This window comes from Pseudonocardia sp. ICBG1293 (genome assembly GCF_020131355.1).
Classification (GTDB): Bacteria; Actinomycetota; Actinomycetes; order Mycobacteriales; family Pseudonocardiaceae; genus Pseudonocardia.
Genome location: NZ_JAHLEL010000053.1, coordinates 335,893 through 360,711 on the forward strand (window position 1 = coordinate 335,893; position 24,819 = coordinate 360,711).

Consider the following 24,819-nt stretch of genomic DNA (forward strand, 5'->3'; position numbering starts at 1 on the left):
GTCCGCGCCGTCCGGCGGACGGCGCTCCCCCGCGGTGGTCGTGCCGGCCGGGCCCGGGTGTGACACGGCCGTCGTGCCGGTCGCGCCCCGGTGGGACGCGGCCGTCGTGCTCACCCGCCCAGGATCTGGGCGAAGCTCGTCACCAGACCCGGCGTCGCGACCCGCTCGGCACGGTCGGCGCCGAGCGACCCGGCGTTCGGCCGCGGGGCCGGTCCGTCGGCGGTGTCGCCGCCGCGGGGACCGTCACCGTGGCCGCCGAACCCCGAGTTGCCGGAGTAGTCCGGCACCTCGAGCGGCTGGGGCCTCGGGACATTCTGCATTCCGCGCACGGCGGTGGGGCTGCCGGGGGGCTCGGTGCAGCCGGCGTCCTCGTTCACCGGTCGCTCGGACACGTCGAGGCCACCACGGTTGGGCGTCCCCTCGTAACCGCGGGTGCAGACCGGCGGGTCGGCGATGTTCACGACCAGACCGAGGTGCGCGGTCCCGTCGCCGGGGACGACCTTCGGCGCCACGGCGACCAGACCCGGGTAGGTCACGAGCAGCTGGCGCAGGCCCTCCTGGCGCGGGGCCAGCAGCTCGGTCACCGTCCGCAGGTTCGCGATCGACTCCCCGAGGCCGGGGCCGCTCTCCCGGAGCAGCCCGGTGACCTGATCGCCCAGTCGTGGACCGTCGTCGATGATCCGGCGCAGGTCCGGGTCGGACTGCCTGAGCTGCTCGGTGACCTCACGCAGGCCGCGGCTGAACTCCTGGAACTGCGGGGCCACCTCGTTCTGCGTGGTGAGCACCGGGCGGGCGTCGCGGATCAGGGCCGTCGTCTGCGGCAGCGCGTCGGTGGCGGCGCGGGTGAACTCCCCGGTGGTGTCGAGCAGCTGCTGCAGCGGCTGCGCGGTGCCCTCGAAGCCCTGACCGAGCTCCCGGACGACGGTCTGCAGCGAGTCCTTCGGCACCGTCGAGACCAGCTGGTCCAGCTCGGTCAGGAAGGTGTTGATCTGGACCGGGGTCCGGGTGCGGTCCTGGGTGATGACCGAGCCGGAGACCAGCGCCACCCCGCCGTCGGCCACCGGCTGGAGGTCGACGTACTGCTCGCCGATCGGGGAGAGGTTCCCGACCACGGCCTGGGCGTCGGCCGGGATGGCCGGCGCGGAGTTCTCGATGTCGAGCTGGACGTCGACGCCGCGGTCGGTCAGCGACAGCTGGCCGACCCGGCCGACGCTCACGCCGCGGTAGGTGACGTCGGCGCCGCTGAAGATCCCGCCGGAGTTGGCGAGCTCCACCGTGACGGGGTAGGTCGTCGCCCCGAAGACGCGGTCGAGGCCTGCGTAACGGAAGCCCGCGTAACCGACCGCGACCACGGTGACGAGCACCAGGGCGATCAGCTGCCAGCGGACGGTCTTGGTGATCACGATCCGCCTCCGAAGAGTCCGCCGAGCAGGCCGCCGCGGCCGGAGTCCTGCTCCGGCGTCGGGCTCGGTGCCGGGGTCGCCGACGGTGCCGGGGTGGTCGGCGCCGTGCCCGGTGCGGGCGGCGCCGGCTCGGTGGTGGGCTGCTCGGCCCCGAGCAGCGGCAGCGCGGGTGCACCGGGGACCGCCGGGGCGGGCTCCCGTGGGGTCGCGCCGAGCAGCGGCGTCAGCAGCTGCGCGGTGGGCGGCAGCTGCGCCAGCTGCGTCGGGTCGAGCGGCAGCCCGAGCTGGTTGGAGTTCAGGATGTTGCGCAGGATCGAACCGAGGTCCAGGTCCAGCTTCACGTACAGGTTGGCGTAGTCACCGGCGACGGCGTCGGTGGCCGCGTCGGTGAACGGGATCGACAGCAGCAGCTGCAGCGAGTCCGGCAGGTTCTGGCCGGAGTCGGCCAGGTTCCGCAGCACCGGGCGCAGCGCCTCGAGGTCGGCCAGCAGGTCGTCGCGGGACCGGTTGACGACGTTCGTCGCCACCCCGGACAGCCGGTCGAGGGCCTGCAGCATGCCGACCAGCTGGGTGCGCTGGGACTCCAGTTCGCGCAGTCCCGGGCTGATGTTCTGCAGGGCGTTCTCGATCTGGGGGCGACGCTCGGCGAGCGTGGCCGACAGGCGGTTGAGCCCGTCCAGCGCCCGGTTGATGTCGTCCTTGGAGCTGTCGAGGGAGCCGACCAGGCGGTCCAGGTTGTCCAGCAGCGCCCGCACCTGCGGCTCGCGCCCGGACAGCGCGTTGTTCAGCTCGGTGGAGATGGTCCGGATCTGGGCCACACCGCCGCCGTTGAGCAGCAGCGACAGGGCCCCGAGGACCTCCTCGACCTCGGCCGCGCGACCGGTGGCCTGCAGGCCGATCCGCCCGCTCCGTGCGAGGTCGCCCTCGGCGGGGACGGTCGGCCGGGCCAGCTCGACGAACTTCTCGCCGAGCAGCGAGGTCGTGCGGACCCGCGCCGTGGCGTTCGCCGGGAGCGCGACGTCGCGGTTCACCGCGACGGTGACGAGCGCGTTCCACGACCCGGGCTCGACGGCGACGGACTCGACCGCCCCGACCGGCACGTCACCGACACGCACGATCGACTGCGGGACGAGGTCGACGACGTCGGCGAACTCGATCTGCACCGAGTACGGGTCGTCGCCCAGGTTGGCACCGCCGGGCAGCGGGATGCCCCGCAGCCCGCCGTCCACCGCGCCGCAACCGCCCGCGACTAGCGCGACCGCCGTCAGCAGCGCCGACACCCGGCCGACACGGCCGCTGGAGCCGATCACGATCCACCTCCGAACAGGCCGAACAGTCCGCCGCCCCCGCGCTCCTCGGTCTCGGGTACCGGGGTGGGAGTGGCCTGGGGAGCCGTCGTGGCCGACGGCCCCGGGGTGGCCGGGGCACCGGTGGCACCCGGTGCCGGCTGCGCGCCGGGCGCCGGCTGCGCGCCGGGCGCCGGCTGCGCGCCGGGTGCGGGAGCCTGCGGGTCGGCCGGGGCACGCAGCTGCGAACCCGGGTCGGTCAGCGACAGCGGTGAGCCCGGCATCAGCTGCGGCACCGCCGGGTTGACGCCGGAGCCGCCGGCCTGCAGCTGTTCGAGGACCTGCTGCGGGGTCGGCAGCGGCACCGCGCCGTCGAGGATCGGGGCCAGGCCGTCGCAGAGCGCGGCGGTGGGCTGGTCGAGACCGCCCGGGATCTGGCCCGCACCGCGGCGGAGGATCTCGCAGATCGCGACCGGCAGCGGGTAGGCCAGCTCGTTGATGTTGGCCCGGGTGTCGAGGGTCTCCGACGAGCCGTTGTAGATGTTCGTGAGGTTGCCCAGCGCCGCCGGGGCGAGGTCGGCGATCTCGGACAGCGCCCGCTGGTGGTCGACGACCTCCTGCGAGACGCTCGCGAGCTTGTCGACGTTCGACCGCAGGGTCGCCCGGTTGTCCTGCACGAAGTCCGCGACCTCGCCGAGGGCGTAGGACAGCTGGTTCAGCGCGCCACCGAGCTCGCCCCGCTGGCTCGCGAGGAAGCCGGTCACGTCGGCCAGCTTCCCGTTGAGCTCACGGATGCCGGGGTCGTTCTCCCGCAGCGTCCCGACGAACTTCTGCAGCTCGGTGATGGTGCCGAACAGGTCGCCGCTGGACCCGTTCAGGGTCGCCGACAACCCGCCGAGGTTGCGGATGGTGTCGTTGAGCGCGCGGCCGTTGCCGTCCAGGTTCTGTGCCGTGACGTCCAGGACGTCGTTCAGCGCCCCGTCCTTGTTGGCCCCCTGCGGGCCGAGCGCCCGGGAGAGCTCGGTGGCGGTCCGGGTGAGGTCGTCGACGCCGAGCGGGAACGCGGTGCGCTCCAGCGGGATCGGCTCGCCGTTCCACTCCGGGCCACCGGTCCACACCGGGGTCAGCTGCACGTAGCGGCCGGTGACCAGGCTCGGCGACACGACCGCGGCCTTGACGTCGGCGGGCAGGCGGACCTCGTCGTCGGTGATGGTCATGTCGACCCGCACCCGGTCGCCCTCCGGCGTGATCCGGTCGATCTTGCCGACCGGGACGCCGAGCACCCGCACGTCGTTGTCCTGGAACAGCGCGGCGGAGCTGGTGAAGTAGGCGGTGACCGGACGGCCGCCGCCGGAGGTGATCAGCCAGATCGCGCTCGCCACCAGGACGGCGACGACCGCGACCAGGGCGCCGAACTGGATCTGGCGCCGGTCGTTGGCCCAGGACCCCATCAGCAGTCACCCCCGAGCGGCACAACCGGCGGCAGCAGGCCGCACAGGTAGTTGTCGAACCAACGGCCGTTGCCGAGGGCGTTGCCGAACACGCGGATGAACACCGCTTCCTTGTCGAGGATCTCGCCGAGGTTGTCGCGGTTCTCCTCGAGCACCGCCAGCACCCGGTCGAGGGTCTCCAGCGCCGGGCGCAGCTGCGCCTGGTTGTCGTCCACGAGTCCACGCAGCTGGATCGACAGGCGCTGCACGCCGTCGAGCAGGTTGGCGATCGCGTCCTTGCGCCGCTGCAGCTCGCCGAGCAGCAGGTTGCCGTCGTTCACCAGCTTCACGACGTCGCCACGGCGGTCGGCCAGCGTGGTCGAGAGCTGGCGGGTGTTGGCGAGCAGCTTCTTCAGCTCGCCGTCCCGGCTGGAGATCGTGTTCGACAGGCGGGACAGCCCGTCGAGGGCCCCGCGGATCTCCGGCGGGGTGTCGCGGAAGGTGTCCGAGAGCGTGGTCAGGCTCGACGCGAGCTGCGTCGTGTCGAGCTGGTCGATCGTGCCGGAGAGGCCGTTGAAGGCGTCGACGACGTCGAACGGGGACTTGGTCCGGTCCCGGCCGATCGGCTGGTCGGGGTCCTGCTCGCCGTCGCCGCGCGGGTCGAGGGCGAGGAACTTCGACCCCAGCAGCGTGGCGATCTCGATCGAGGCCGTGGTCCGGTTGCCGACCCAGGCGTCCTCGACGGTGAACTCGACCCTCACGTGGTCGCCGTCGAGCGAGACGTCCTGCACCCGGCCCGCCTCGACCCCGGCCACGGTGACGCGGTCGTTGGCCTGCAGGCCCGCCGCCTCGGGGAACTCCGCGGTGTAGCGGGTGGCCCCGGAGAAGATCGCCTCGTAGTTGAACGCGGCCAGTGTCAGCGCCGCGATCAGCACGATGCCGATCACCGCCGTCAGGACGGGGCGCTTCTGCCCTGCCTGTGCCATCAGTTGCCTCCCGGCTGCAACGCTGCGGTCGGGTCGCTGCTGGAGTCGACCGCGCCGCGGCCGGCCGCCTGGTCCAGCAGGCCGCCGACCGACTCGGTGGTCGGCTCGCGCATCAACGGGTTGTCCTGGGCGCGGTTGTCGGCCGGGTCGCCGGGCTGCGAGCCGTCGGTCGGGACGGTGTTGCCCGCCCCGATCCCGGACGGGTCCGGGCCACAGCGCCGCTCCGGGTTGCGGATCGGCCCGATGCCCAGGTCCTCCAGCGAGGTCGGCTGCAGGATCGGGGAGATGCCGATCGACCCGTCGAGGCCGCAGAGGTAGAAGTTGAACCAGCTGCCGTAGGAGCCGACGCGGGCGATCCGGTTCAGCTTGAACGGCGTGTACTGCAGGAACCGCTCGATCGCCGGACGGCCCTGGTCGAGCTGGGTCGCGAGGTCGCCGAGGTTGCGGATGTCGTCGCGCAGCGGCGGCCGGGCGTCCTCCAGGAACGATCCGGTGACCTGGGTGAGCTCGCCGATGGACTGGATCGCGTTGCCGATGGGCTCACGGTCCTGGGCGAGCCCGGACACCAGTGCCTGCAACGAGCTGATCAGCTCGTTGAGGCCCTCGTCGTTGCGGTTGACGGTGTCGAGGGTGAGGTTGAGGTTGTCGATGACCTGACCGATGACCTGGTCGCGGTCGGCGATCGAGTTGGTCAGCGACGAGGTCGAGGCCAGCAGGCTCTGCACCGTGCCGCCCTCGCCCTGCAGGACCTGGACGATCTCCATCGACAGTTTGTTGATCTGGTCCGGGTCGAGCCCCTGGAACAGCGGCTGGAAGCCGTTGAACAGCACGGTCAGGTTGACCGCGGGGCGGGTCCGGTCGATCGGGATCTGACCGCCCGCGGGGAGCTCCTCCCCGGTCGGGCCCGCGCCCTGGTCCAGCGCCATGTAGCGCTGGCCGATGAGGTTCTTGTACTTCAGGGTCGCGCTGACCGTCGCCGGGAGCGGGGTGGTGGAGTCGACGTCGAAGGCCACCTCGGCGACCCGCTGGTCGACGATGCGGACGTCCTTGATCGACCCGACGACGACGCCGGCGATGCGGACGTCGTCGCCGGCCAGCAGGCCCGTCGCGTCGCTGAACCGGGCGGTGTACTCGGTGACCTGGCCGCCGCGGGCGTTCGCGATGGTCAGGCCGAGCAGCGTCGTGCCCAGCGCCGTGACCAGCGCGAAGACCAGGAACTTGACCAGTGCCGAGATCGGGAGCCTGCTCACGTCAGCGTTACCTCCGTGCCGCGCAGCAGTGGGCCGACCAGGGTGGCGCTCCAGGCGGGCACGGCCTCCGGCGAGCCGCCCTGGTGGGCGGCCAGCAGCTGTGCGACGACGTCCTGTTCGCCCGCGGAGTTCGCGACGCCCATGTCGACCGAGCCGCTCTGGTGCGCACCGTCGTAGGACGACGGCTGGATCCCGACCTGGCCGAGCGTGGTGGTCAGCGGAGGCAGCACGCCCGCGCCGTTCTGCGCGCTCTGGTCCTGGATCAGACCGAAGCTGTTCGTGCCGTCGTAGGTGCCGTAGGTGTCGACCCCGAAGTCCTCGGGGTTGCCCATCGGCTGCCCGGCCGGGGCCGGGCCCGGGACGGAGCCGTCCCGGAACGGGCCGTCCGGCGGGTACTGGGTGCCGGTCGGGACCGGGATCGGGTAGCAGCGCGGACCGCGGTCGTCGCCGTACTCCGGCTCGTCCTGGTTCGGCAGGTACTTGCCCTTGCTCGCCACGATCTCGAGGGTGATGTTGACGCCCACCCGGTCGGTGCCCGGCCGGATCGCGTCGTTGATCTTCGGGATCAGCTCGACGAGCTGGCGGGTCAGGCAGGGGAACTCCGGCGAGTACCGCGCCAGGGTCTCCAGCGTCGGTCTGCTCGCGGCGGAGAGCCCGATGATGTTCTCGCCGTTCGCGTCGAGGAAGGCCCGCAGGTCGTCCGAGGCACCGGTGATGGAGCGGTAGAGGTTCCGCAGACCCTCGCGCTTCTCGACGATGGTGCGGCTGGTGACCGTGAGGTTGTCGAGCGCGTCGAGCAGGTCGGGCGCGGCCTGGTTCAGGTTGTCGGAGAAGGTCGCCAGCTGGCGGATGTCCTCCTGCAGGTCCGGCACGGCCGGGTTCAGGCCCTCGACCAGCGTGTTCAACTGGGTCAGCGTCTCGCCGAGCTGGTTGCCCCGGCCCTGCAGGGCCTGGGAGAGCGAGCCGAGCGTGGTCGCCAGGTCCTGCGGGCGGACGGTCTGCAGCAGCGGCAGCAGCTCGTCGAGCACCCGCTCGACCTCCAGCGCGGCCTGGCTGCGGTCCTCGGGGATGACGTCACCCGCGGCGAGCCGGGCCGTCGACGGTGCGGCCGGCGGGACCAGCGACACGAACTTCTCGCCGAACAGCGTCTTGGGCAGCAGCTGGGCGGTGACGTTCTCCGGGATCTGGTCGAGGAACTGCGGGTCCATCGACATCTCGATGCTGGTGTCCGTGCCGTTCGAGACGACCTGGTCGACCTGCCCGACGATCAGGCCGTTGACCTTGACGTCGGAGCGCTCCTGCATCTGGGTGCCGACCCGGGCGACGTTCAGGGTCACCGGGACGCCGGAGGAGAAGACGCCGACGTACTGGGCGACGGCCAGTCCGAGCAGGACGACGATGACCGTGACGAAGGCCAGGCCCTGCAGCACTCGCTTCGGGGACCTCATCCGGCCACCCGCACCGAGGTCGAGGTGCCGAACATGACCAGCGTCAGGAAGAAGTCCAGGATGGCGGTGCTCACGATCGACAGCCGCACCGCGCGACCGACCGCGACACCGACGCCGGCCGGGCCCCCCTTGGCGGAGTAGCCGTAGTGGCAGTGGATCAGGATGATCACCGTCGCGAACACGATCACCTTGAGATAGGACAGCAGTACGTCACTGACCGGTAGGAACAGGTCGAAGTAGTGGTCGTAGGTACCGCCGGGCAGGCCGTTGATCAGCGTGACGTTGATCCGCGAGGCGGCGTAGCTGGCGAGCAGGCCGAGGGTGTAGATCGGGATGATCGCGACGATGCCGGCGACCACCCGGGTGGTCACCAGGTAGGGCACCGAGGGCACCGCCATGACCTCCAGCGCGTCGATCTCCTCGGAGATCCGCATGGCGCCCAGCTGGGCGGTGAAGCCCGCGCCGAGCGTCGCGGTCAGCGCCGAGGCGGCGACCAGCGGGGCGATCGAGCGGGTGTTGAAGTAGGCGGTGATGAAGCCGGTCAGCGCCTCGACGCCGAGTGCGTCCAGGGCCCGGAAGCCCTGCAGGCCGACCAGCGACCCGACGAACAGCGACAACGACGCCATCACGCCGACGGTGCCGAGGATGACGATCAACGCGCCGGAGCCGAAGGAGACCTCGGCGAGCAGCCGAGCGACCTCCTTCTTGTACCGGGTCAGCGTCTTCGGGATCCAGAGGATCGACCGGACGTAGAGCGACAGCTGGTCGCCGAGCTCCTCGAGCTGGTTCAGCGGCGCCTGGGCGGCCCGTCGGGCCCGCGTTCCGAGTGGGGTGGCCATGGATCAGAAGCCCTTCGGCGGGACGAGCTCGAGGTACAGGGCGGTGAGCACGAGGTTGATCAGGAAGACCAGCACGAAGGAGATGACGACGGCCTGGTTCACCGCGTCACCGACGCCCTTCGCGCCGGGCGGCGGGTTGAGGCCGCGGAAGGCGGCGACGACACCGGCGACGATGCCGAACAGGAACGCCTTCAGCTCCGACACGACGATGTCGCTGACCTGCGCGATCGCCGAGAAGCTGTTGATGTACGCACCGGGCGACCCGCCCTGGATGATCACGTTGAAGAAGTAGCCGCCCGCGACGCCGACGCAGGTCGCGAGCCCGTTCAGGACCAGCGCGGTGATGCCCATGGCGAGCACCCGCGGCACGACCAGGCGCTGGATCGGCGAGATGCCGAGCACCTCCATCGCCGCGATCTCCTCGCGGATGGTCCGGGCTCCGAGGTCCGCGCAGACCGCGGAACCACCGGCGCCGGAGATCAGCAGCGCGGTGACGATGGGGGCGGCCTGCTGCACGATCGCGAGGACCGCGCCGGCGCCGGTCTGGGACTGGGCGCCGAACTGGCGGGTCAGCTCACCGAGCAGCAGCGCGATCGTCGCGCCGAACGGGATCGTGAACAACGCGGTCGGCAGCGCGGAGACCTTGGTGACGAACCAGGTCTGCTCGACGAGCTCGCGCCACTGGAACGGCCGGCGCAGCCCCTGGCGGCCGATCTCGGCGAACAGGCCGAAGAACTTGCCGACCGGGGTGAGCGCCCGCGTGACGGGGCTGGTCACCGGTCACCGCCGGAGAGCTCGTGCCGGCCGCGGGGGTCGGGGGTGTCGTCGGTGATGCGCGGGTGGATGTCGGTCGGGTGCTCGTCCCGTGCCTCCTGCCGCGTGCTGCCGTCCTGCGCGGGCCGGGCGAACTCCGAGGTCGCATCCGTCTCGGCGTGCTGCTCCCGGATCGCCTCCTGCGCCGACTCCGGCAGCTCGTGCAGCATCGCCTCCACCCGCTCCCGGCGACGGTGCACCGCCTGCCGGTCCGGCATCCCCGTCGACGCCACCAACTGCGGCTTCATCGGCGGACGCCCCTCCAGCTCCCCCGCCGCCTCCATCTCCCGGGCGGCCTGCGCGGCGTCCTTCTCCTCCGACATCCCGATCGGACCCTCACGACGCCCGTTCAGGAACTGCGCCACCACCGGCTCGTCCGAGGTCAACAACACCTCCCGCGGACCGAACATCGCCAGGTGCTTGCGGTACAGCAGACCGATGTTGTCCGGCACCGTCTGCGCCGAGTTGATGTCATGGGTCACGATCAGGAACGTCGAGTCCGTCATCGCGTTCAAGTCGATGATCAACTGGTTCAGGTACGCCGTGCGCACCGGATCCAGACCCGAGTCCGGCTCGTCGAACAGAATGATCCTCGGATCCAGCACCAACGCCCGCGCCAGCCCCGCACGCTTGCGCATACCACCCGAGATCTCCCCCGGCAGCTTCCCCTCGGCACCGACCAGACCGACCATGTCGATCTTCTCCATGACGATGTCCCGGATCGCCGACTCCGACTTGCGCGTGTGCTCCCGCAACGGGAACGCGATGTTGTCGAACAGGTTCATCGACCCGAACAACGCACCGTCCTGGAACAACACCCCGAACAGCTTCCGGATCTCATACAGCTCGGACTCCGAGCACTTGCACAGGTCGACGCCCTCGATCACGATCGACCCCCGCTCCGGCTTGAGCAGCCCGATCAGGGACTTCAGGAACACCGACTTACCGGTACCCGACGGCCCGAGCAGCACCGACACCTCACCCGCCGGCAGGGTCAGGCTCACGTCCGACCAGATGTTGGCCCGACCGAAGGACTTCGTCAGCCCCTCGACCTTCACCTCGACACCGGTCACCCGTCGCCTCCTTGCGCAATAGACCGACCGCACCGGGGCCCGGGAACGCTGGGGAGCGGGGGCCAGTCGTCGGTGCTGAACGGCACAACGAGTCCGGGCGTCGGGGGTTACTCGCGGGTCGGCGGGACCGCTGATCGACTTCCGTACCATGTTCTACGTTATGGTTACGGAGAGTTGCCGGTGGCCGCCCGATGTTGCGGACCGTGGGTAACAGTGCTCCCGGCCGGGTAGTGGGGCTGGTCCGAACGGCCCGAAGGCGGACATCCGGCCGCCGACGCGACCACGGACCCACCCACCGGGAGGATCACCCGATCGGCGGCACCACGTGCGGAGCGTGCGACAGGATCAGGCGCTGGTAGTCGTCGAACAGCGCACGGAGCAACTCGCGGTCGCGGGGCTCGCAGGTCTGCTGGTACCCGGCCATCAGCGAGATGCCGAACACCGCCAGCCTGCGGGCGTCGTCCGGATCGGGCACGACGTCGGCGACCACCTGCTCCAGCGCGATCCGCCGCTGCACGTCCACCCGCGCCTGGGCCCGACCGACCTCGGGGTCGATCTGGGCCCACGCCCGGATCGCGGCCTCGGCGTCGTGGCGCAGCGCCACCGTGAGCTGCTTGACCACGTCGAGCCGCTCCAGCGGGTCCGCCGTCGCCCGGGCCAGCTCGACGATCCGGTCGGTCTGCTCGGCCTCCCAGTAGCGGAGCAACCCGCGGACGAAGCCCGCCCAGCCACCGAAGTGGTGGTAGAACGATCCGCTGGTCACACCGAGGGACCGGCACAGCGGGCCGATCTTCAGCCCGGCCGCGCCCTCGCGGGCGAGGATGTTCATCGCCGCGTCGTAGTACTGGTCGACAGCGATCTGCCGGCCCGCTCTCCTGGCCATCCGTCCGGCCCCCTCTCCTCGCCCGTGCCGACCCTCCAGGGTGCCACGCCCGACCTGCGACCGTTCAGAAGATCCTGCGCAACAGGCGCTCGGTCCGTCCGTCGTAGGGCGGGTAGACCACACCCGGGTCCGGCCGGGCCGGCTTGCGCAGCACCGCACGGCGGTGCGAGAAGGTCTCGAAGCCGAAGCGCCCGTGGTAGGCCCCGGAGCCGCTGCGCCCCACCCCGCCGAAGGGGAGCTGGGGCACGAGCACGTGGAACATCAGGTGGTTCACCACGGTGGCCCCGGCGGGGACCTCACGGGTGACCCGCTCGGCGGTGCGCGAGGACCCGGTGAACACGTAGGCGGCGAGCGGCTTCGGGCCCGCGACGACGTGCGCGATCGCCGCGTCGACACCGTCGACGGTCAGCACCGGCAGGATCGGGCCGAAGATCTCCTCGGTCATGAGCCGGGAACGGGGGTCGGGGTCGACGACCACGGTGGGCTCCCCCGTACGGGCCTGCACGTCCACCGTCCCACCGGCGACGACGGTGCCCCGGTGGTCCTCGGCCAGCAGCGCGGCGAGCCGGGCCGCCTGCCGGGAGTCGACGATGCGCACGGTCCCGCCGTGCTCCCCGTCGGCGGCGCCGCGCATCCGCGCCGTCTCGGCGACGATCCGGGCGACCAGGTCGTCCCGCACGGTGGCGTCGACCAGGACGTAGTCCGGCGCGACACAGGTCTGCCCGGAGTTCATGAGCTTGGTCCAGGCGATCCGGCGGGCGGCGACCTCGACGTCGGCGTCCGCGGCGACGATCACCGGGCTCTTGCCGCCGAGCTCCAGGGTGACCGGGGTGAGGTGCGGCGCCGCGGCGGCCATGACCTTCGCCCCGACCTCCGGGCTGCCGGTGAAGAACACGTGGTCCAGTCCCTGCGCGAGCAGCTCCCCGGTCTCCCCCGGCCCGCCCGTGACGACGGCGACCGCGTCCGGGTCGGTGTAGCGCGGCAGCAGCCGGACGAGCACGTCCGCGGTGGCCGGTGCGTACTCCGACGGCTTGACCACGGCACAGTTGCCGGCCGCGAACGCCGCGACCAGCGGGGCCAGCGTGAGGTGGGCCGGGTAGTTCCAGGGCCCGACGACCAGCACGACCCCGAGCGGCTCGTGCACCCAGTGCGCGGAGCCCGGCTGCACCGAGAGCGGCAGCCCGACCCGGTGCGGGCGCATCCAGCGCCGGAGGTGGCGGCGGGCGTACCGGGACTCGGCGACGGTCGGGGCCAGGTCCGCCAGCCAGGCGTCGACGCGGGGTCGGCCGAGGTCGGCGGCCAGCGCGGCGACGAACTCGTCCTCGGACTCGGTCAGCATCCGCTCCAGACCACGCAGCTGGTCCAGCCGCCAGCGCCGGTCCCGGGTCCGGCCGCCACGGAACGTGGCGCGCAGCCGGGCCACCTGCTCGTCGGCGGACGCCGTCCGGGCGTCCGGTGCTGTGGCTCCGGTGGTGCCACCGGTCCTGGTCACGGTCATGGCCGGCTCTCCACCTCGTCGGGGTCCGAGTACTTCCGCAGTAACGTAATCTACGTTACGTTCCGGGTACAAGGAAGCACATTCACGACGACGTGGAGGAACCGTGCCCGGATTCGCCGACGAGGACGAGCTGTACCGCTACATCGGTGGCATCTTCGAGACCGCACTGGCCGACCCGGAGCTGGAGCCCAAGCTCCGCGGCACCGGTCTGGTCCTGCGCCAGCAGTGCACCGACCCGGACTCGGCCCTGGTCATCGACCTGCCCGGCGGCAAGGTCTGGAAGGGCTCGGACTCCGGCGCCCCCGAGGCGCAGGCCACCATGACGATGTCCACCGAGACCGCCAACGCCTACTGGCAGGGCACGGTCAACCTGACCTTCGCGATGGCGAAGGGCAAGGTGAAGGTCGACGGCACCGTCACCAAGCTGCTGCAGCTCGCGCCGCTGTCGAAGAAGCTGTTCCCGGTCTACGTGAACCGCCTCGAGGCCGACGGGCGCGAGGACCTGCTGGTGTCGAAGTGAGCCGCCGGGTGGTGGTGACCGGTGCCGCGTCCGGCATCGGCGCCGAGGTGGCGGCCCGGTTCGTCGCCGCGGGAGACGAGGTGACCTCGCTGGACCTGAAGGACACCCCGGTCGGCGTCGCCCGGCACGTGCACTGCGACCTGTCCGACGTCGCGTCGATGGACGCCGCCGTCGCCGCACTGGACGGGGAGTTCGACGCGCTCTGCAACGTCGCGGGGGTCCCCGGCACCGCGCCCGCCGAGCTCGTGCTGCGGGTCAACCTGCTCGGGCTGCGCCACCTGACCGAGTCGCTCGTCGAGCGGATCCGCCCCGGCGGGGCGGTCGTGAACGTCGCCTCCATCGCCGGCTACGCGTGGGCGTCACGGCTGGCGGCGATCCGTGAGCTGCTCGCCACCGACACCGTCGAGGAGGGGCTCGCCTGGTTCGCGGCACACCCGCAGGAGGGCAACGCCTACAACTTCGCCAAGGAGGCCCTGATCGTCTACACGATGCTCATGGCCCCGGTGTTCGGCGAGAACGGGGTACGGATGAACGCCGTCTGCCCCGGCCCGGTCGAGACCCCCATCCTCGGCGACTTCGAGGAGTCGATGGGCAAGGAGAACCTCGACGCGCTCGCCGCGTTCCTGGGCAGGCACGCCACCCCCACCGACATCGCCGGGCCGGTCCTGTTCCTGGCCGGCCCGGACTCCGCCTGGATCAACGGGCACGCACTCGTCGCCGACGGCGGCATCAGCGGTGCCGTGCTGACCGGCATGATCCCCCCGCCGCAGATCTGATCCCGGTTCCGACGACGCCACCGCGAGGAGGCAACCCGTGACCACCACGGAGAAGCGCCCGTACGACCCGCTGGACATCTCCACCCAGGCGTTCTGGACACGGACCCCGGACGCCCGCGAGGAGACCTTCGCCGAGCTCCGCCGCGACCGCCCGCTGTCCTGGCACCCGCCCGCCGAGACCGACCTGCTCCCCGACCCGGACGCACCCGGGTTCTGGGCGCTGGTCACCCACGCCGACATCACCGCCGTCAGCCGCGACGCCGAGACCTTCGCCTCCGGCCAGCAGTACGGCGGCGTGATGCTGGAGGACGTGCCCGAGGACATGCTCGAGGCCGCGCACTCCATCCTCGCGATGGACGCCCCCCGCCACCACCGCCAGCGCAAGGTGATCAGCTCGGTGTTCACCCCGCGCCGGGTCCGCCTCATCGAGGAGCAGATCGCCGAGCAGGCCCGGGTCATCGTCGACGACCTGCTGGCCGGGGACGGCTCGGCCGACTTCGTGACCGCCGTCGCGGCACGCCTGCCGATGTGGACGATCTCGCAGATGATCGGCATCCCGGAGCAGAAGCGGCAGGAGGTCGCCGACGCGGCCAACGCGCTGGTCGGGTGGAACGACCCGGACTACATCGGCGACGGCGACCCGATGGCGGTGCTGCTCGACGGGCTGATGACGCTGCACACCGCGTCGTTCGAGCTGTCCGCCGCGCGCCGCGAGACGCCCGCCGACGACCTGATGACCGCGCTGGTGCGGGCCGAGGTCGACGGCGACGCACTGACCGACGAGGAGATCGCGGCGTTCTTCGTGCTGCTCTGCGTCGCCGGGAACGACACCACCCGCCAGACCACCAGCCACGCGATCCTGGCGCTGGACCGCCACCCCGGGCAGAAGCGGCTGCTCACCGAGGAGTTCGACGACCGGATCAAGCCCGCCGTCGAGGAGTTCCTCCGCTGGGCGAGCCCGGTGCTGACCTTCCGCCGTACCGCGACCCGCGACACCGAGATCCGCGGGCAGCGCATCGCCGAGGGCGAGCGGGTGGTCCTGTTCTACCACTCGGGCAACCGCGACGACGCCGCCTTCGCCGACCCGCACGTCTTCGACATCACCCGCACCGAGAACCCGCACGTCGCCTTCGGCGGCGGGGGCCCGCACTTCTGCCTGGGCAGCCACCTCGCCAGGACCCAGCTGCGGGCGCTGTTCCACCAGCTCCTCACCAGGGTCCCCGACCTGTCGGTGGGCGAACCGGAGTTCCTGACCGGCAACTTCATCAACGGGATCAAGCGGCTGCCGGTGACCTTCGGGGGCGCCTCGTGAAGCTCGGCCTCGCCCTGGGCTACTGGGGCGCCGGGCCGCCACCCGGCACCGTCGAGAAGGTCGACGCCGCCGAGGACCTGGGCTTCGACTCGATGTGGACGGCCGAGGCGTACGGCTCGGACGCGTTCACCCCGCTGTCCTGGCTCGGGTCGCGGACCTCCCGGATGCGGTTGGGCACCTCGGTCGCCCAGCTGTCGGCGCGCACCCCGACCGCGACGGCGATGGCCGCCATGACCCTGGACCACCTGTCCGGCGGCCGGGTGGTGCTGGGCATCGGCGCGTCCGGGCCGCAGGTCGTCGAGGGCTGGTACGGGCGTCCGTACCCGAAGCCGCTCGCGCGCACCCGGGAGTACGTGCAGATCCTGCGCGACACGATCGCCCGGGAGAAGGCGCTCTCCGACGGGCCGCACTACCCGATCCCGCACCCGGGCGGCACCGGGCTGGGCAAGCCGCTGCGCTCGACCCTGCACCCCTACCGCACGGACCTGCCGATCCAACTCGCCGCGGAGGGCCCGAAGAACGTCGCGCTGGCCGCCGAGATCGGCGACGGCTGGCAGCCGCTGTTCTACGCCCCCCGCCACGACGCGCACTACCGGGAGTCGCTCGACGCCGGCTTCGCCGCCCGCGGCGGGCGTCCGGACGGGTTCGAGGTCGTCTGCATGGTGCAGGTCGTCGTGGACGACGACGTGGAGGCCGCCGCCGACCGGATCCGTCCGTTCCTCGCGCTCTACGTCGGTGGGATGGGCGCGAAGGGCGCCAACTTCCACTACGAGGTCTTCGCCCGCATGGGCTACGAGCAGGAGTGCGCCCGCATCCAGGACCTCTACCTGGGCGGGGACAAGCAGGCCGCGGCGAAGGCCGTCCCGACCTCGATGGTCGAGCAGGTCGCGCTGGTCGGGCCGAGGGCGAAGATCGCCGAGGAGCTTCCGGTGTTCCGCGACTCGCTGCTCACGACGATGGTCGTCGACGGCAGCCCGGAGCACCTGCGCACCGTCCGCGAGCTCGTCGACGGCTGACCCCGCTCCCCCGGGACACCGACGGCCCCGGTCCGCTGCTGCGGGCCGGGGCCGTCGTGCGCGCCGGGGGCGGTCAGTAGCGGATCAGGCCCCGGATGTTGCGTCCGGAGCGCATGTCCTCGTAGCCCTCGTTGACCTGGTCGAGGGAGTACTCCTTGGTGATCAGCTCGCGCAGCTTGAGCTGCCCCAGGTTGTGCATGTCCAGCAGCCGCGGGATGTCGAACTGCGCGGCGGAGCTGCCGAACAGCGCACCGCGGATCTGCTTCTCGTACAGCGTGAGGTCGAGCAGCGACAGCGACGCCGTCTCCTCCTCCGCCCGGGCCAGCGCGGTGACGACGACACGGCCGCGCTTGCCGACCAGCTGCAGCGCGGGCTGGAGGTCCTCGCCCATCGCGACCCCGGTGCAGAGGATCGCGGCCTCGGCCATCTGCCCGCGGGTCACCTCGCTGACGATCTCCCACGCCTCGTCGATGCTCGCGGCGACGTGCGTGGCGCCCAGCTCGCGGGAGCGCTCCCGCTTGTGCTCGACCGGGTCGACCGCGACGACGTGCCGGCAGCCCGCGGCCCGGGCACCCTGCACCGCGTTCGCACCGATGCCGCCGATCCCGACGACCACCGCGGTGTCCCCGGCCCGCAGCTCCGCGGTGCGCACCGAGGAGCCGAACCCCGTGGTCACACCGCAGCCGACGAGCGCGGCCAGGTCCAGCGGGAACCCCTCGTCGATCTTCACGGCGGACTTCACGGGGACCACGGTGTGCCGGGCGAACGTGCCGAGCAGGCACATCTGGCCGAGGTCCTCACCGCGGGCGTGGAACCGGTAGGTGCCGTCCAGCTGTGGCCCGAGGGTGGCGCCGGCGCCGTCGTTGCAGAGGTTCGGCTGCCCCTTGGAGCAGTACGGGCAGCGACCGCAGGACGGCAGGAAGGTCAGCACGACCGGGTCGCCGACCTCCAGCTCGGTGACGCCCGGGCCGACCTCGACCACCCGGCCGGCGCCCTCGTGCCCGCCGACCATGGGCAGGACCGCGGGCAGGTCACCGGTCACGAGGTGTTCGTCGGAGTGGCACAGCCCCGATGCGGTCAGCTCGACCATCACCTCACCGGCGTGCGGGGAGTCGAGCTCGACCTCCTCGATCTCCCACTTGCCACCGGGTTCCCACAGCACCGCTGCCGTCGTACGCATGGCGGTCGATCGTGGCGGCGCGACGGGCTCCGGCACACCCGTCGCCCGCGCCAGTGCTGGCCCCCGGGTGCCAGGCACGGGGTCAGGAGCCGGAGAGCGGCAGCGTGAGGCGGGCGACGAGGCCGCCGCCCTCGCGCGGGAGCAGGCTCAGCTCACCGTCCATGGCGGACGCGAGCGCCTCGGCGATCCACAGGCCGAGTCCCGCGGTGCCGCGGCGCTCCCCCAGCGCGACGCCCTTGGCGGTCACGACGCCCTCCTGGCCCACGGGAAGCCCGGGACCGCGGTCGCGGACCTCGGCGGTCAGCACGGCGCCGTCGTGGGCCAGGTGCAGCTCCACCGGGGCGTCCCCGGAGTGGCGGGCGGCGTTCTCGGCGAGGTTGGTGAGCATCCGCCGCAGCCGGACCGGGTCGCAGTGCACCGCCGCCCCGGCCGGCTCGACGACCGGGCGCCGCCGCTCCCGAGCGACGCCCGCGGCGTCGAGGACGGCGTCGGCCAGCTCGGCGAGCACGACCCTGCGGGGCCGGTTGCGCCCGAGCGGGCTGCCCTCGGCGACCGCCAGGTCCGCGAGGCCGTCGAGCATGTCCTGCAGGTGGGCGGCGTGGTCGGCGAGCAGCCGCGACGCGCGCCGGGCCGCGTCGCCGGACAGCCGTCCCTCGGCGAGGTCGGCCGAGAGCGCGGTGAGCGACGCGACCGGGGTCCGGAACTCGTGGAGCACCACCCGGGCGCCGTCGAGCCGGGCCCGGCTCTGGGACACGATCCGGTCCCGCAGCGCCCGCTCGGACAGGTAGCGCTCGTGCTCGCTCTCCGCGCGGGCGCGGGTGGTGGCGATGTCGGCCAGCTGGTGCTCCAGCAGCCGCACCTGCACCCCGGTGAGCACCGCGGTCGCGAACAGGAATCCGGTCCACCACAGACCGGCGAGGACCCGTACGGCGACGGTCACGTCCGGGGCGGACCCGAGCAGCACCGCGGCGGTGTAGCCGGCCCCCAACCCGAGTGCGAGCAGCCGTCCGACCCGGTGCCCGCCGCGCAGCGCGATCGCGATGACGACCAGCGGCAGCGCCCCCACCATGGGGCTCGCGACGCCGCCGGTGAACCCGCAGGCGAGCAGGCTCAGCACGCCGTCGAGCCCGGTCAGGACGGCCGGGGGCACGGGCAGCCGCCCGCGCACCAGGGAGACCACGCCGAGCACCGTGGCGTACACCGCGCTCAGCCCGACCAGCACCGCCGCGACGACCGGCCGGTCCCCGGTCAGGTCCGGGCGGCTCACCACCAGGCCCACCGCGGCGAGCACCACGCAGAGCCGCAGCACGACGGCCTGGCGCTCCTCCCGGGTGCGTTCGGGGAGCTCACCGGGGTGCGCGGTCACGGTCGGGACCTCTCGGGCGGGGACGCGGGTCGGGGCCACACTAGGCTCGGGGCATGCCGCCCGCGCCGACAGCGCCGCACGTGGTCGTCATCGTCGACGACCACGCCCTGTTCGCGCAGGGTCTCGAACTGCTGCTCGAGTCACGGGGCGGGGAGACCTTCCGGGTCGCGGGCTCCACCACCGCCGGGGAGGAGGCCGTCGCCCTGGTCGGGAAGCACCGGGCCGGGATCGCGATCATCGACCTCGCGCTCCCCCCGCTCGGCGGGGTCGAGACGATCCGGCGGGTCAAGGCCGCGTACCCGGCCACCCGCGTGCTCGCACTGTCGGGCACCGAGGACCTGGACCTCGCCGCGGCCGCGCTGCGGGCCGGTGCCGACGGCTATCTGGGCAAGTCCGCCGACCCGGACGTGCTGGTCGCACCGCTGCTGTCGATCGCAGCCGGGGTGCGGGTGCTGCGTGCCGAGCTGCTCGACGCGCTGCTCGTCGCGGCCGACCGCACCGCCGACGGCCTGCTCGACCGGCTCGGCGAGCGCGACATCGAGCTGTGGACGCTGCTCGCCCGCGGTCTGGAGACCGCCGACATCGCCCGGCCGATGCTGGTCAGCGAGCGCACCGCCAAGCGCATGATCGCCTCGCTGCTGCACAAGCTGGGCGCGGCCAACCGGATCGAGGCCGCCGCGCTGGCGGGGCGCTGCGGGCTGCTCGACGAGCACCCGGCCGGGCGCTGAGGCCCGCTCAGCCGGCCCGGACCCCGGGCAGTGCGGCGACGGCGTCGCAGTTGCGCCGCACCAGCGCGGGCAGCCCGGCGGGGGCTCGCGTCGGTGTGGCCAGCCACTCGGCCCTGGCCAGCCGCCAGGCCGAGACGGCGGCGTCGAGCGTCAGCCCGAGCAGGTGCTCGGGCAGCACCTCGGGACCCGCGACCGCCCGGACCCGTGCACGGAGCCGGTCGGTGGTGCCCGCGCACAGCCGCAGCGCCGCCGTCGCGACGGCGGGCTCGCTGTCGATGATCGCCGCGGAGGCCGTGAACCGGTCGAACCACGCCGGATCGCGCTCCTCGACGGCCGCGCACAGTGCGTCGCGCAGGGTGCCGAGCAGCGGACCGGCGCCGGGCACCGTCCGGTCGACGAACCCGTCGAACAGCACCCGCTCGTCGGCCAGGACCACGTCCTCCTTGGAGGCGAAGAGCCGGAAGAACGTGCGCGGCGAGACCTCCGCCCCGGCGGCGATCGCCTCCACGGTGGTCGCTGGGAAGCCGTCGGCGCCGATCAGCCGCACCGCTGCGGCGACGAGGTCGGCCTCGGTCCGTCGCCGTTTGCGCTCGCGCAGTCCCGGTGCACCGTCCACGGACCCATCGTAACCGGGACGGCGGGAAATCGGCACTTGCTGACAAGTGGCAGTGAGTGCCACTTTATCGGGTATGGATGCTCTCGTCGTCGACCACGCCGACCCCGGCCTGCTCCGCCACGCCCGGGTACCCGACCCCCGCCCCGCACCGCACCGCACGAGGCACTCGTCCGCGTCACCGCGGCCTCGGTGAACCCCGGCGAGGTCCGGGCGCTCGCCGAGGCACCGGCCGGCTCGGTACACGGCTGGGAGGCCGCCGGGACGGTCGAGACCCCGGCCGCCGACGGCAGCGGGCCCGCCGCCGGGGCGGTCGTGGTGACCCTCGGGACGGGTGGCGGCTGGGCGGAGCTGCGCGCGGTGCCGACCGCGCTGCTCGGCACGGTGCGCGTCGAGGACCCGGCACCCGGTGGGGCACCGGACCACGCCGCACTCGCGACCCTGCCGATCGCCGGGGCGTCGGCGCTGCGGGCGCTGCGGGACTCCGGGCCGCTGCTCGGCCGCCGGGTGCTCGTCACCGGTGCCACCGGCGGGGTGGGCCGGTTCGCGGTGCAGCTCGCCGCGCTCGGCGGGGCCGAGGTCCTCGCCACCGCCCGCGACGCCGCCGCGGCCGACACGCTGCGCCGGCTCGGCGCGACCGCCGTGCTGACCCGTCCGTCCGAGCTCGACGCCCCGGTCGACGCCGTCCTCGACACCGTCGGCGGGCCGGTCCTGGTCGAGGCGTTCGCTGCGCTCGGCAGCGACGGCACGCTGGTGTCGGTGGGCCGGGCGTCCGGCCGCGACGCGGTGCTCCCCGCCGACGCGCTGCTCGGCGACGGGTCGCGGCACGGCCGCTCGATCCGGACGTTCTTCCTGCTCGACGGCCGCCCCGGCCTCGACCGCGACCTGAGCCGGCTGGCGGCGTTGCTGGTCCGGGGCGGGCTGCGGGCCGCCGTCGACCGGGTCGTGACCTTCGCCGAGGCGCCGGCGGCGCTCGCCGGGCGACGGCCCGGCAAGCTCGTCCTGCTGCCGCACGGCCCGGGCGGGCCAAGCCTGGCCCGATGATCGGGTGCACGCCCCGGACCACACCGGACACACTCGCCGCGACGCACCGGGCGACCCCTCGCCCGGCCCCATCCCGCGAGGAGGCGCTGATGGCCGTGTTCGCCGACGAGGCCGAGGTCTACGAGTACCTGGGCGGGGTGTTCCGGATCGGCATGGCCGACCCGGACCTGGTCGCGAAGCTGCAGCCGTCGGGTGTCGTCCTGCGGATCACCTACACGAACCCGGACGCGGTGCTCACCGTGGACATGCCGAACTCGGAGATCCACACCGGCGCCGGGCAGGGTCCCGACCCGAACATCGAGCTGTTCATGTCCGCCGACACCGGCAACCGGTTCTGGCTGGGCAAGGTGATCCTGCCGGTCGCCATGGCCAAGGGCGACGTCCGCGCCAAGGGCCCGGTCTCGAAGGTCCTCAAACTGCTCCCCATCGCCAAGCAGCTCTTCGGGCCGTACCGGGCCAAGCTCGAGGCCGAGGGCCGCGACGACCTGCTCAAGGCCTGACCACGATCGGGTGAAGACCCCCGGCCGCCCGGCCCGTCCGTCGGTGTCCGGCGAGACTGGGGGCCGACCCCCACCCGACGGAGGCGCCGGCGATGGACAACATCTGGCTGGACGTGCACGCCTGGCAACCGCTGCGGGGGGTGCTGCACCGGATGACCGAGATCGAGTGCGACACGCCCGACCCGCTGCCCCGCGACTTCGACGAGTGGCACGGCTGGGCGGAGGCCTGCCTGCTGGAGGTCGCGACGCGCGACGGCTGGCAGCACGGCCGCTACGCCTACACGATCCAGGAACGGGACGGGTCCGACCATCCGGTCCGGGAGATCGGCCGGGACGTCTGGGACTACGAGGAGCCGGCTCGCGAGCCCACCGGCTGAACACCGGCGCCGGGACCAGTGGTTACCGTCGCCGGGAACCGAACGCGCGACGAGGAGGTCCACGGTGACACGGGGCAAGGGTCCGCTGGCCGGACTGAAGGTGATCGAGCTGGCCGGGATCGGTCCGGGACCGCACGCGGCGATGATCCTGGGCGATCTCGGGGCGGACGTCGTCCGCATCGACCGGCCCTCGGGCGGACTGGCACTCGGCTCCGCGTCGGTGCCCGACCCGACGGTCCGCGGTCGCCGTACGGTCACCGCGGACCTGAAGGACCCGGCGGGCAGGGAGACCGTGCTGCGGCTGGTCGAGTCGGCCGACGTGCTCCTGGAGGGCTACCGGCCCGGTGTCACCGAGCGCCTCGGCGTCGGGCCCGAGGACTGCCACGCGCGCAACCCGCGCCTGGTCTACGGCCGGATGACCGGCTGGGGCCAGGACGGCCCGATGGCCCCGCGCGCCGGACACGATCTGAACTACATCTCGCTGACCGGTGCGCTGCACGCGATCGGCCGGGCCGGGGAACGTCCGGTCCCCCCGCTGAACCTGGTGGGCGACTTCGGGGGCGGCTCGATGCTGCTCGTCGTCGGCCTGCTCGCCGCGCTCTGGGAGGCGAGGTCGTCCGGGCAGGGGCAGGTCGTCGACGCCGCCATGGTCGACGGCGTCAGCGTGCTCAACCAGATGTTCTGGGGCTTCCTGGCCCAGAACGCCTGGGTCGACGAGCGCGACGCGAACCTGCTCGACGGGCACGCCCCGTTCTACGACACCTACACCTGTGCCGACGGCGGGCACATGGCCGTCGGGGCGCTGGAGCCGCAGTTCTACACCCAGCTCCTCACCGGGCTCGGCCTGACCGCCGACGAGCTCGGCCCGCAGTACGACCGCGCAGGCTGGCCCGCCATGCGGACCCGGTTCACCGAGGTGTTCGCCTCCCGGCCCCGCGACGAGTGGGCCGCGGTCTTCGAGGGCACCGACGCCTGCACCACCCCGGTGTTGTCGTTCGCCGAGGCCCGGGAGAACGCGCACCTGACCGCGCGCGGCACCATCGTCACCTCCGACGGCGTCCCCCAGGCCGCGCCGGCCCCGCGGTTCTCCCGGACCGTCACCGAGACCGCCGGGCGCGGCAGCGGCCCGGAGGACGTCGAGGACGTCCTGCGCGACTGGGCCTGACCCCACGCACGACGACGCCCCCGGCTCCACAGGGAACCGGGGGCGTCGTCGGTGCGGGCGCTGATCGGACGATCAGTCGGTCTCCTCGTCCGCGACCAGCAGGTTGCGGGTGCGGTTCGGGTCCACCGGGATGCCCGGCCCGGTGGTGGTGGAGACGGTGATCTTCTTGATGTAGCGGCCCTTGGCGGCCGACGGCTTGAGCCGCAGGATCTCGTCGTAGGCGGCGCCGTAGTTCTCCACCAGCTTCTCGGCGTCGAACGAGGCCTTGCCGATGACGAGGTGCAGGTTGGCCTGCTTGTCGACCCGGAAGTTGACCTTGCCGCCCTTGATCTCGTTGATGGCCTTCGTGACGTCCGGCGTCACGGTGCCCGTCTTCGGGTTCGGCATCAGGCCACGCGGGCCGAGGATGCGGGCGATGCGGCCGACCTTGGCCATCTGGTCCGGGGTCGCGATGGCGGCGTCGAAGTCGAGCCACCCGCCCTGGATCCGCTCGATGAGGTCCTCGGCGCCCACGGCGTCGGCGCCGGCGGCCTCGGCCTCGGCGGCCTTGTCGCCGGTGGCGAACACGATGACCCGGGCGGTCTTGCCGGTACCGTGCGGCAGGTTCACGGTGCCGCGGACCATCTGGTCCGCCTTGCGGGGGTCGACGCCCAGCCGCATCGCGACCTCGACGGTCGCGTCGGTGTTCTTGCTGGACGTGTCCTGGGCCAGCTTCGCCGCGGCGAGCGGCGAGTAGAGGCGGTCCGCGTCGATCTTCGCGGCGGCCTCACGGTAGGCCTTGCTGCGCTGTGCCATCTGTCCTCGTCTCCTCGGAGGTCAGGTCGTGGTAGGAGCCGCGCCCGGCTCTCCCACGCGTACGGGTGGGGTGGGTGGCTCGCTCAGCCGTCGACCGTGATGCCCATCGACCGGGCGGTACCGGCGATGATCTTGGCGGCCTGGTCGAGGTCGTTCGCGTTCAGGTCGTTCATCTTGACCTGGGCGATCTCCCGGACCTGGTCCATGGTCACGGTGGCGACCTTGGTCTTGTGCGGCTCGCCGGAGCCCTTCTCGACACCGGCCGCCTTGAGCAGGAGCCGCGCCGCGGGCGGGGTCTTCAGCTCGAAGGAGAACGACCGGTCCTCGAAGACCGAGATCTCGACCGGCACGATGTTGCCGCGCTGGGCCTCGGTCGCCGCGTTGTAGGCCTTGCAGAACTCCATGATGTTGACGCCGTGCTGGCCCAGAGCGGGGCCGACCGGCGGGGCGGGCGTCGCTGCGCCTGCCTGGATCTGGAGCTTGATGATCGCGGAGAGCTTCCGCTTCTTGGGGGGCAT

The 24,819-nt window shown here is 72.6% G+C and carries 24 protein-coding genes and 1 pseudogene; 9 read left to right on the forward strand and 16 right to left on the reverse strand.

Translation table 11 applies throughout. From position 1 onward, the window contains the following. Nucleotides 1-110: 110 nt before the first annotated feature. From KPF47_RS30465 to KPF47_RS30515, 11 genes and pseudogenes are all read right to left on the reverse strand, one after another. Nucleotides 111-1,403, reverse strand: a complete 1,293-nt coding sequence (locus tag KPF47_RS30465; protein ID WP_224392227.1) for an MCE family protein — start codon at nt 1,401-1,403, stop codon at nt 111-113. Beyond that, nucleotides 1,400-2,713 (reverse strand): MCE family protein, encoded by a 1,314-nt coding sequence (locus tag KPF47_RS30470; protein WP_308015537.1) that lies wholly within the window; start codon nt 2,711-2,713, stop codon nt 1,400-1,402. Before KPF47_RS30470 ends, KPF47_RS30465 begins: the two co-directional genes overlap by 4 nt. Continuing rightward, complete coding sequence (locus KPF47_RS30475; protein WP_224392228.1) at nt 2,710-4,140, reverse strand: MCE family protein; 1,431 nt, start codon at nt 4,138-4,140, stop codon at nt 2,710-2,712. The genes KPF47_RS30470 and KPF47_RS30475 overlap by 4 nt, the downstream gene beginning before the upstream one ends. Next, on the reverse strand, nt 4,140-5,105 hold the full coding sequence (locus tag KPF47_RS30480) for an MCE family protein (protein WP_224392229.1): 966 nt from the start codon (nt 5,103-5,105) through the stop codon (nt 4,140-4,142). Before KPF47_RS30480 ends, KPF47_RS30475 begins: the two co-directional genes overlap by 1 nt. Nucleotides 5,106-5,362: 257 nt before the next feature. Next, nucleotides 5,363-6,340: pseudogene (locus tag KPF47_RS30485) on the reverse strand (MCE family protein); the annotation flags it as partial. Nucleotides 6,341-6,351: 11 nt separating this feature from the next. Beyond that, nucleotides 6,352-7,803, reverse strand: coding sequence for an MCE family protein (locus tag KPF47_RS30490; protein ID WP_224392230.1), 1,452 nt, complete (start codon nt 7,801-7,803; stop codon nt 6,352-6,354). Beyond that, complete coding sequence (locus KPF47_RS30495) at nt 7,800-8,642, reverse strand: ABC transporter permease (protein WP_161152754.1); 843 nt, start codon at nt 8,640-8,642, stop codon at nt 7,800-7,802. Before KPF47_RS30495 ends, KPF47_RS30490 begins: the two co-directional genes overlap by 4 nt. A gap of 3 nt (nt 8,643-8,645) precedes the next feature. After that, entirely contained in the window at nt 8,646-9,419 is a 774-nt protein-coding gene (locus tag KPF47_RS30500; protein WP_224392231.1) for an ABC transporter permease, read from the reverse strand. Next, nucleotides 9,416-10,528, reverse strand: a complete 1,113-nt coding sequence (locus KPF47_RS30505) for an ABC transporter ATP-binding protein (protein WP_224392232.1) — start codon at nt 10,526-10,528, stop codon at nt 9,416-9,418. The genes KPF47_RS30500 and KPF47_RS30505 overlap by 4 nt, the downstream gene beginning before the upstream one ends. Nucleotides 10,529-10,832: 304 nt before the next feature. Continuing rightward, nucleotides 10,833-11,411 (reverse strand): TetR/AcrR family transcriptional regulator, encoded by a 579-nt coding sequence (locus KPF47_RS30510; RefSeq protein ID WP_224392233.1) that lies wholly within the window; start codon nt 11,409-11,411, stop codon nt 10,833-10,835. A 64-nt stretch (nt 11,412-11,475) separates the two neighbouring features. After that, entirely contained in the window at nt 11,476-12,909 is a 1,434-nt protein-coding gene (locus KPF47_RS30515) for an aldehyde dehydrogenase family protein (protein WP_224392234.1), read from the reverse strand. Nucleotides 12,910-13,012: 103 nt separating this feature from the next. On the opposite strand from KPF47_RS30515, the gene KPF47_RS30520 reads away from it, so the two are divergent. The 4 genes from KPF47_RS30520 to KPF47_RS30535 are packed head-to-tail and all read left to right on the forward strand — an operon-like array spanning nt 13,013 to nt 16,533. Continuing rightward, nucleotides 13,013-13,429: an SCP2 sterol-binding domain-containing protein gene (locus KPF47_RS30520; protein WP_224392235.1), complete on the forward strand. Its 417-nt coding sequence runs from the start codon at nt 13,013-13,015 to the stop codon at nt 13,427-13,429. Beyond that, nucleotides 13,426-14,205, forward strand: a complete 780-nt coding sequence (locus KPF47_RS30525; RefSeq protein ID WP_224392236.1) for a coniferyl-alcohol dehydrogenase — start codon at nt 13,426-13,428, stop codon at nt 14,203-14,205. The genes KPF47_RS30520 and KPF47_RS30525 overlap by 4 nt, the downstream gene beginning before the upstream one ends. A gap of 37 nt (nt 14,206-14,242) precedes the next feature. Next, entirely contained in the window at nt 14,243-15,517 is a 1,275-nt protein-coding gene (locus tag KPF47_RS30530; RefSeq protein WP_224392237.1) for a cytochrome P450, read from the forward strand. Continuing rightward, nucleotides 15,514-16,533: an LLM class F420-dependent oxidoreductase gene (locus KPF47_RS30535; RefSeq protein ID WP_224392238.1), complete on the forward strand. Its 1,020-nt coding sequence runs from the start codon at nt 15,514-15,516 to the stop codon at nt 16,531-16,533. Before KPF47_RS30530 ends, KPF47_RS30535 begins: the two co-directional genes overlap by 4 nt. Before the next feature lie 73 nt (nt 16,534-16,606). Here the strand turns inward: KPF47_RS30535 and KPF47_RS30540 are convergent, their stop codons facing one another. Beyond that, nucleotides 16,607-17,713, reverse strand: a complete 1,107-nt coding sequence (locus KPF47_RS30540) for an NDMA-dependent alcohol dehydrogenase (protein ID WP_224392239.1) — start codon at nt 17,711-17,713, stop codon at nt 16,607-16,609. An 82-nt stretch (nt 17,714-17,795) separates the two neighbouring features. Then, nucleotides 17,796-19,079 carry a sensor histidine kinase KdpD gene (locus tag KPF47_RS30545; protein ID WP_224392240.1) on the reverse strand — a complete coding sequence of 428 codons (1,284 nt, stop codon included), beginning with the start codon at nt 19,077-19,079 and terminating at the stop codon, nt 17,796-17,798. 53 nt (nt 19,080-19,132) lie between these two features. Here KPF47_RS30545 and KPF47_RS30550 point away from each other — a divergent pair, with 53 nt between their 5' ends. After that, nucleotides 19,133-19,807: a response regulator transcription factor gene (locus KPF47_RS30550; protein WP_224392241.1), complete on the forward strand. Its 675-nt coding sequence runs from the start codon at nt 19,133-19,135 to the stop codon at nt 19,805-19,807. 7 nt (nt 19,808-19,814) lie between these two features. Here KPF47_RS30550 and KPF47_RS30555 read toward each other — a convergent pair whose 3' ends face one another. Beyond that, complete coding sequence (locus KPF47_RS30555; protein ID WP_224392242.1) at nt 19,815-20,423, reverse strand: TetR/AcrR family transcriptional regulator; 609 nt, start codon at nt 20,421-20,423, stop codon at nt 19,815-19,817. Between the two features lie 189 nt (nt 20,424-20,612). Here KPF47_RS30555 and KPF47_RS30560 point away from each other — a divergent pair, with 189 nt between their 5' ends. From KPF47_RS30560 to KPF47_RS30575, 4 genes are all read left to right on the forward strand, one after another. Beyond that, a complete protein-coding gene (locus KPF47_RS30560; RefSeq protein ID WP_224392243.1) occupies nt 20,613-21,464 on the forward strand; it encodes a zinc-binding dehydrogenase in 852 nt (283 codons plus the stop codon). Nucleotides 21,465-21,553: 89 nt separating this feature from the next. Continuing rightward, a complete protein-coding gene (locus KPF47_RS30565) occupies nt 21,554-21,964 on the forward strand; it encodes a sterol carrier protein (protein ID WP_224392244.1) in 411 nt (136 codons plus the stop codon). A gap of 92 nt (nt 21,965-22,056) precedes the next feature. After that, nucleotides 22,057-22,341, forward strand: a complete 285-nt coding sequence (locus KPF47_RS30570) for a hypothetical protein (protein ID WP_224392245.1) — start codon at nt 22,057-22,059, stop codon at nt 22,339-22,341. A 64-nt stretch (nt 22,342-22,405) separates the two neighbouring features. Beyond that, complete coding sequence (locus KPF47_RS30575) at nt 22,406-23,506, forward strand: CaiB/BaiF CoA-transferase family protein (protein ID WP_224392246.1); 1,101 nt, start codon at nt 22,406-22,408, stop codon at nt 23,504-23,506. Nucleotides 23,507-23,578: 72 nt separating this feature from the next. Here the strand turns inward: KPF47_RS30575 and rplA are convergent, their stop codons facing one another. After that, a complete protein-coding gene (gene rplA / locus KPF47_RS30580) occupies nt 23,579-24,301 on the reverse strand; it encodes a 50S ribosomal protein L1 (protein WP_224392247.1) in 723 nt (240 codons plus the stop codon). Nucleotides 24,302-24,384: 83 nt separating this feature from the next. Continuing rightward, entirely contained in the window at nt 24,385-24,819 is a 435-nt protein-coding gene (gene rplK / locus KPF47_RS30585) for a 50S ribosomal protein L11 (RefSeq protein WP_224392248.1), read from the reverse strand.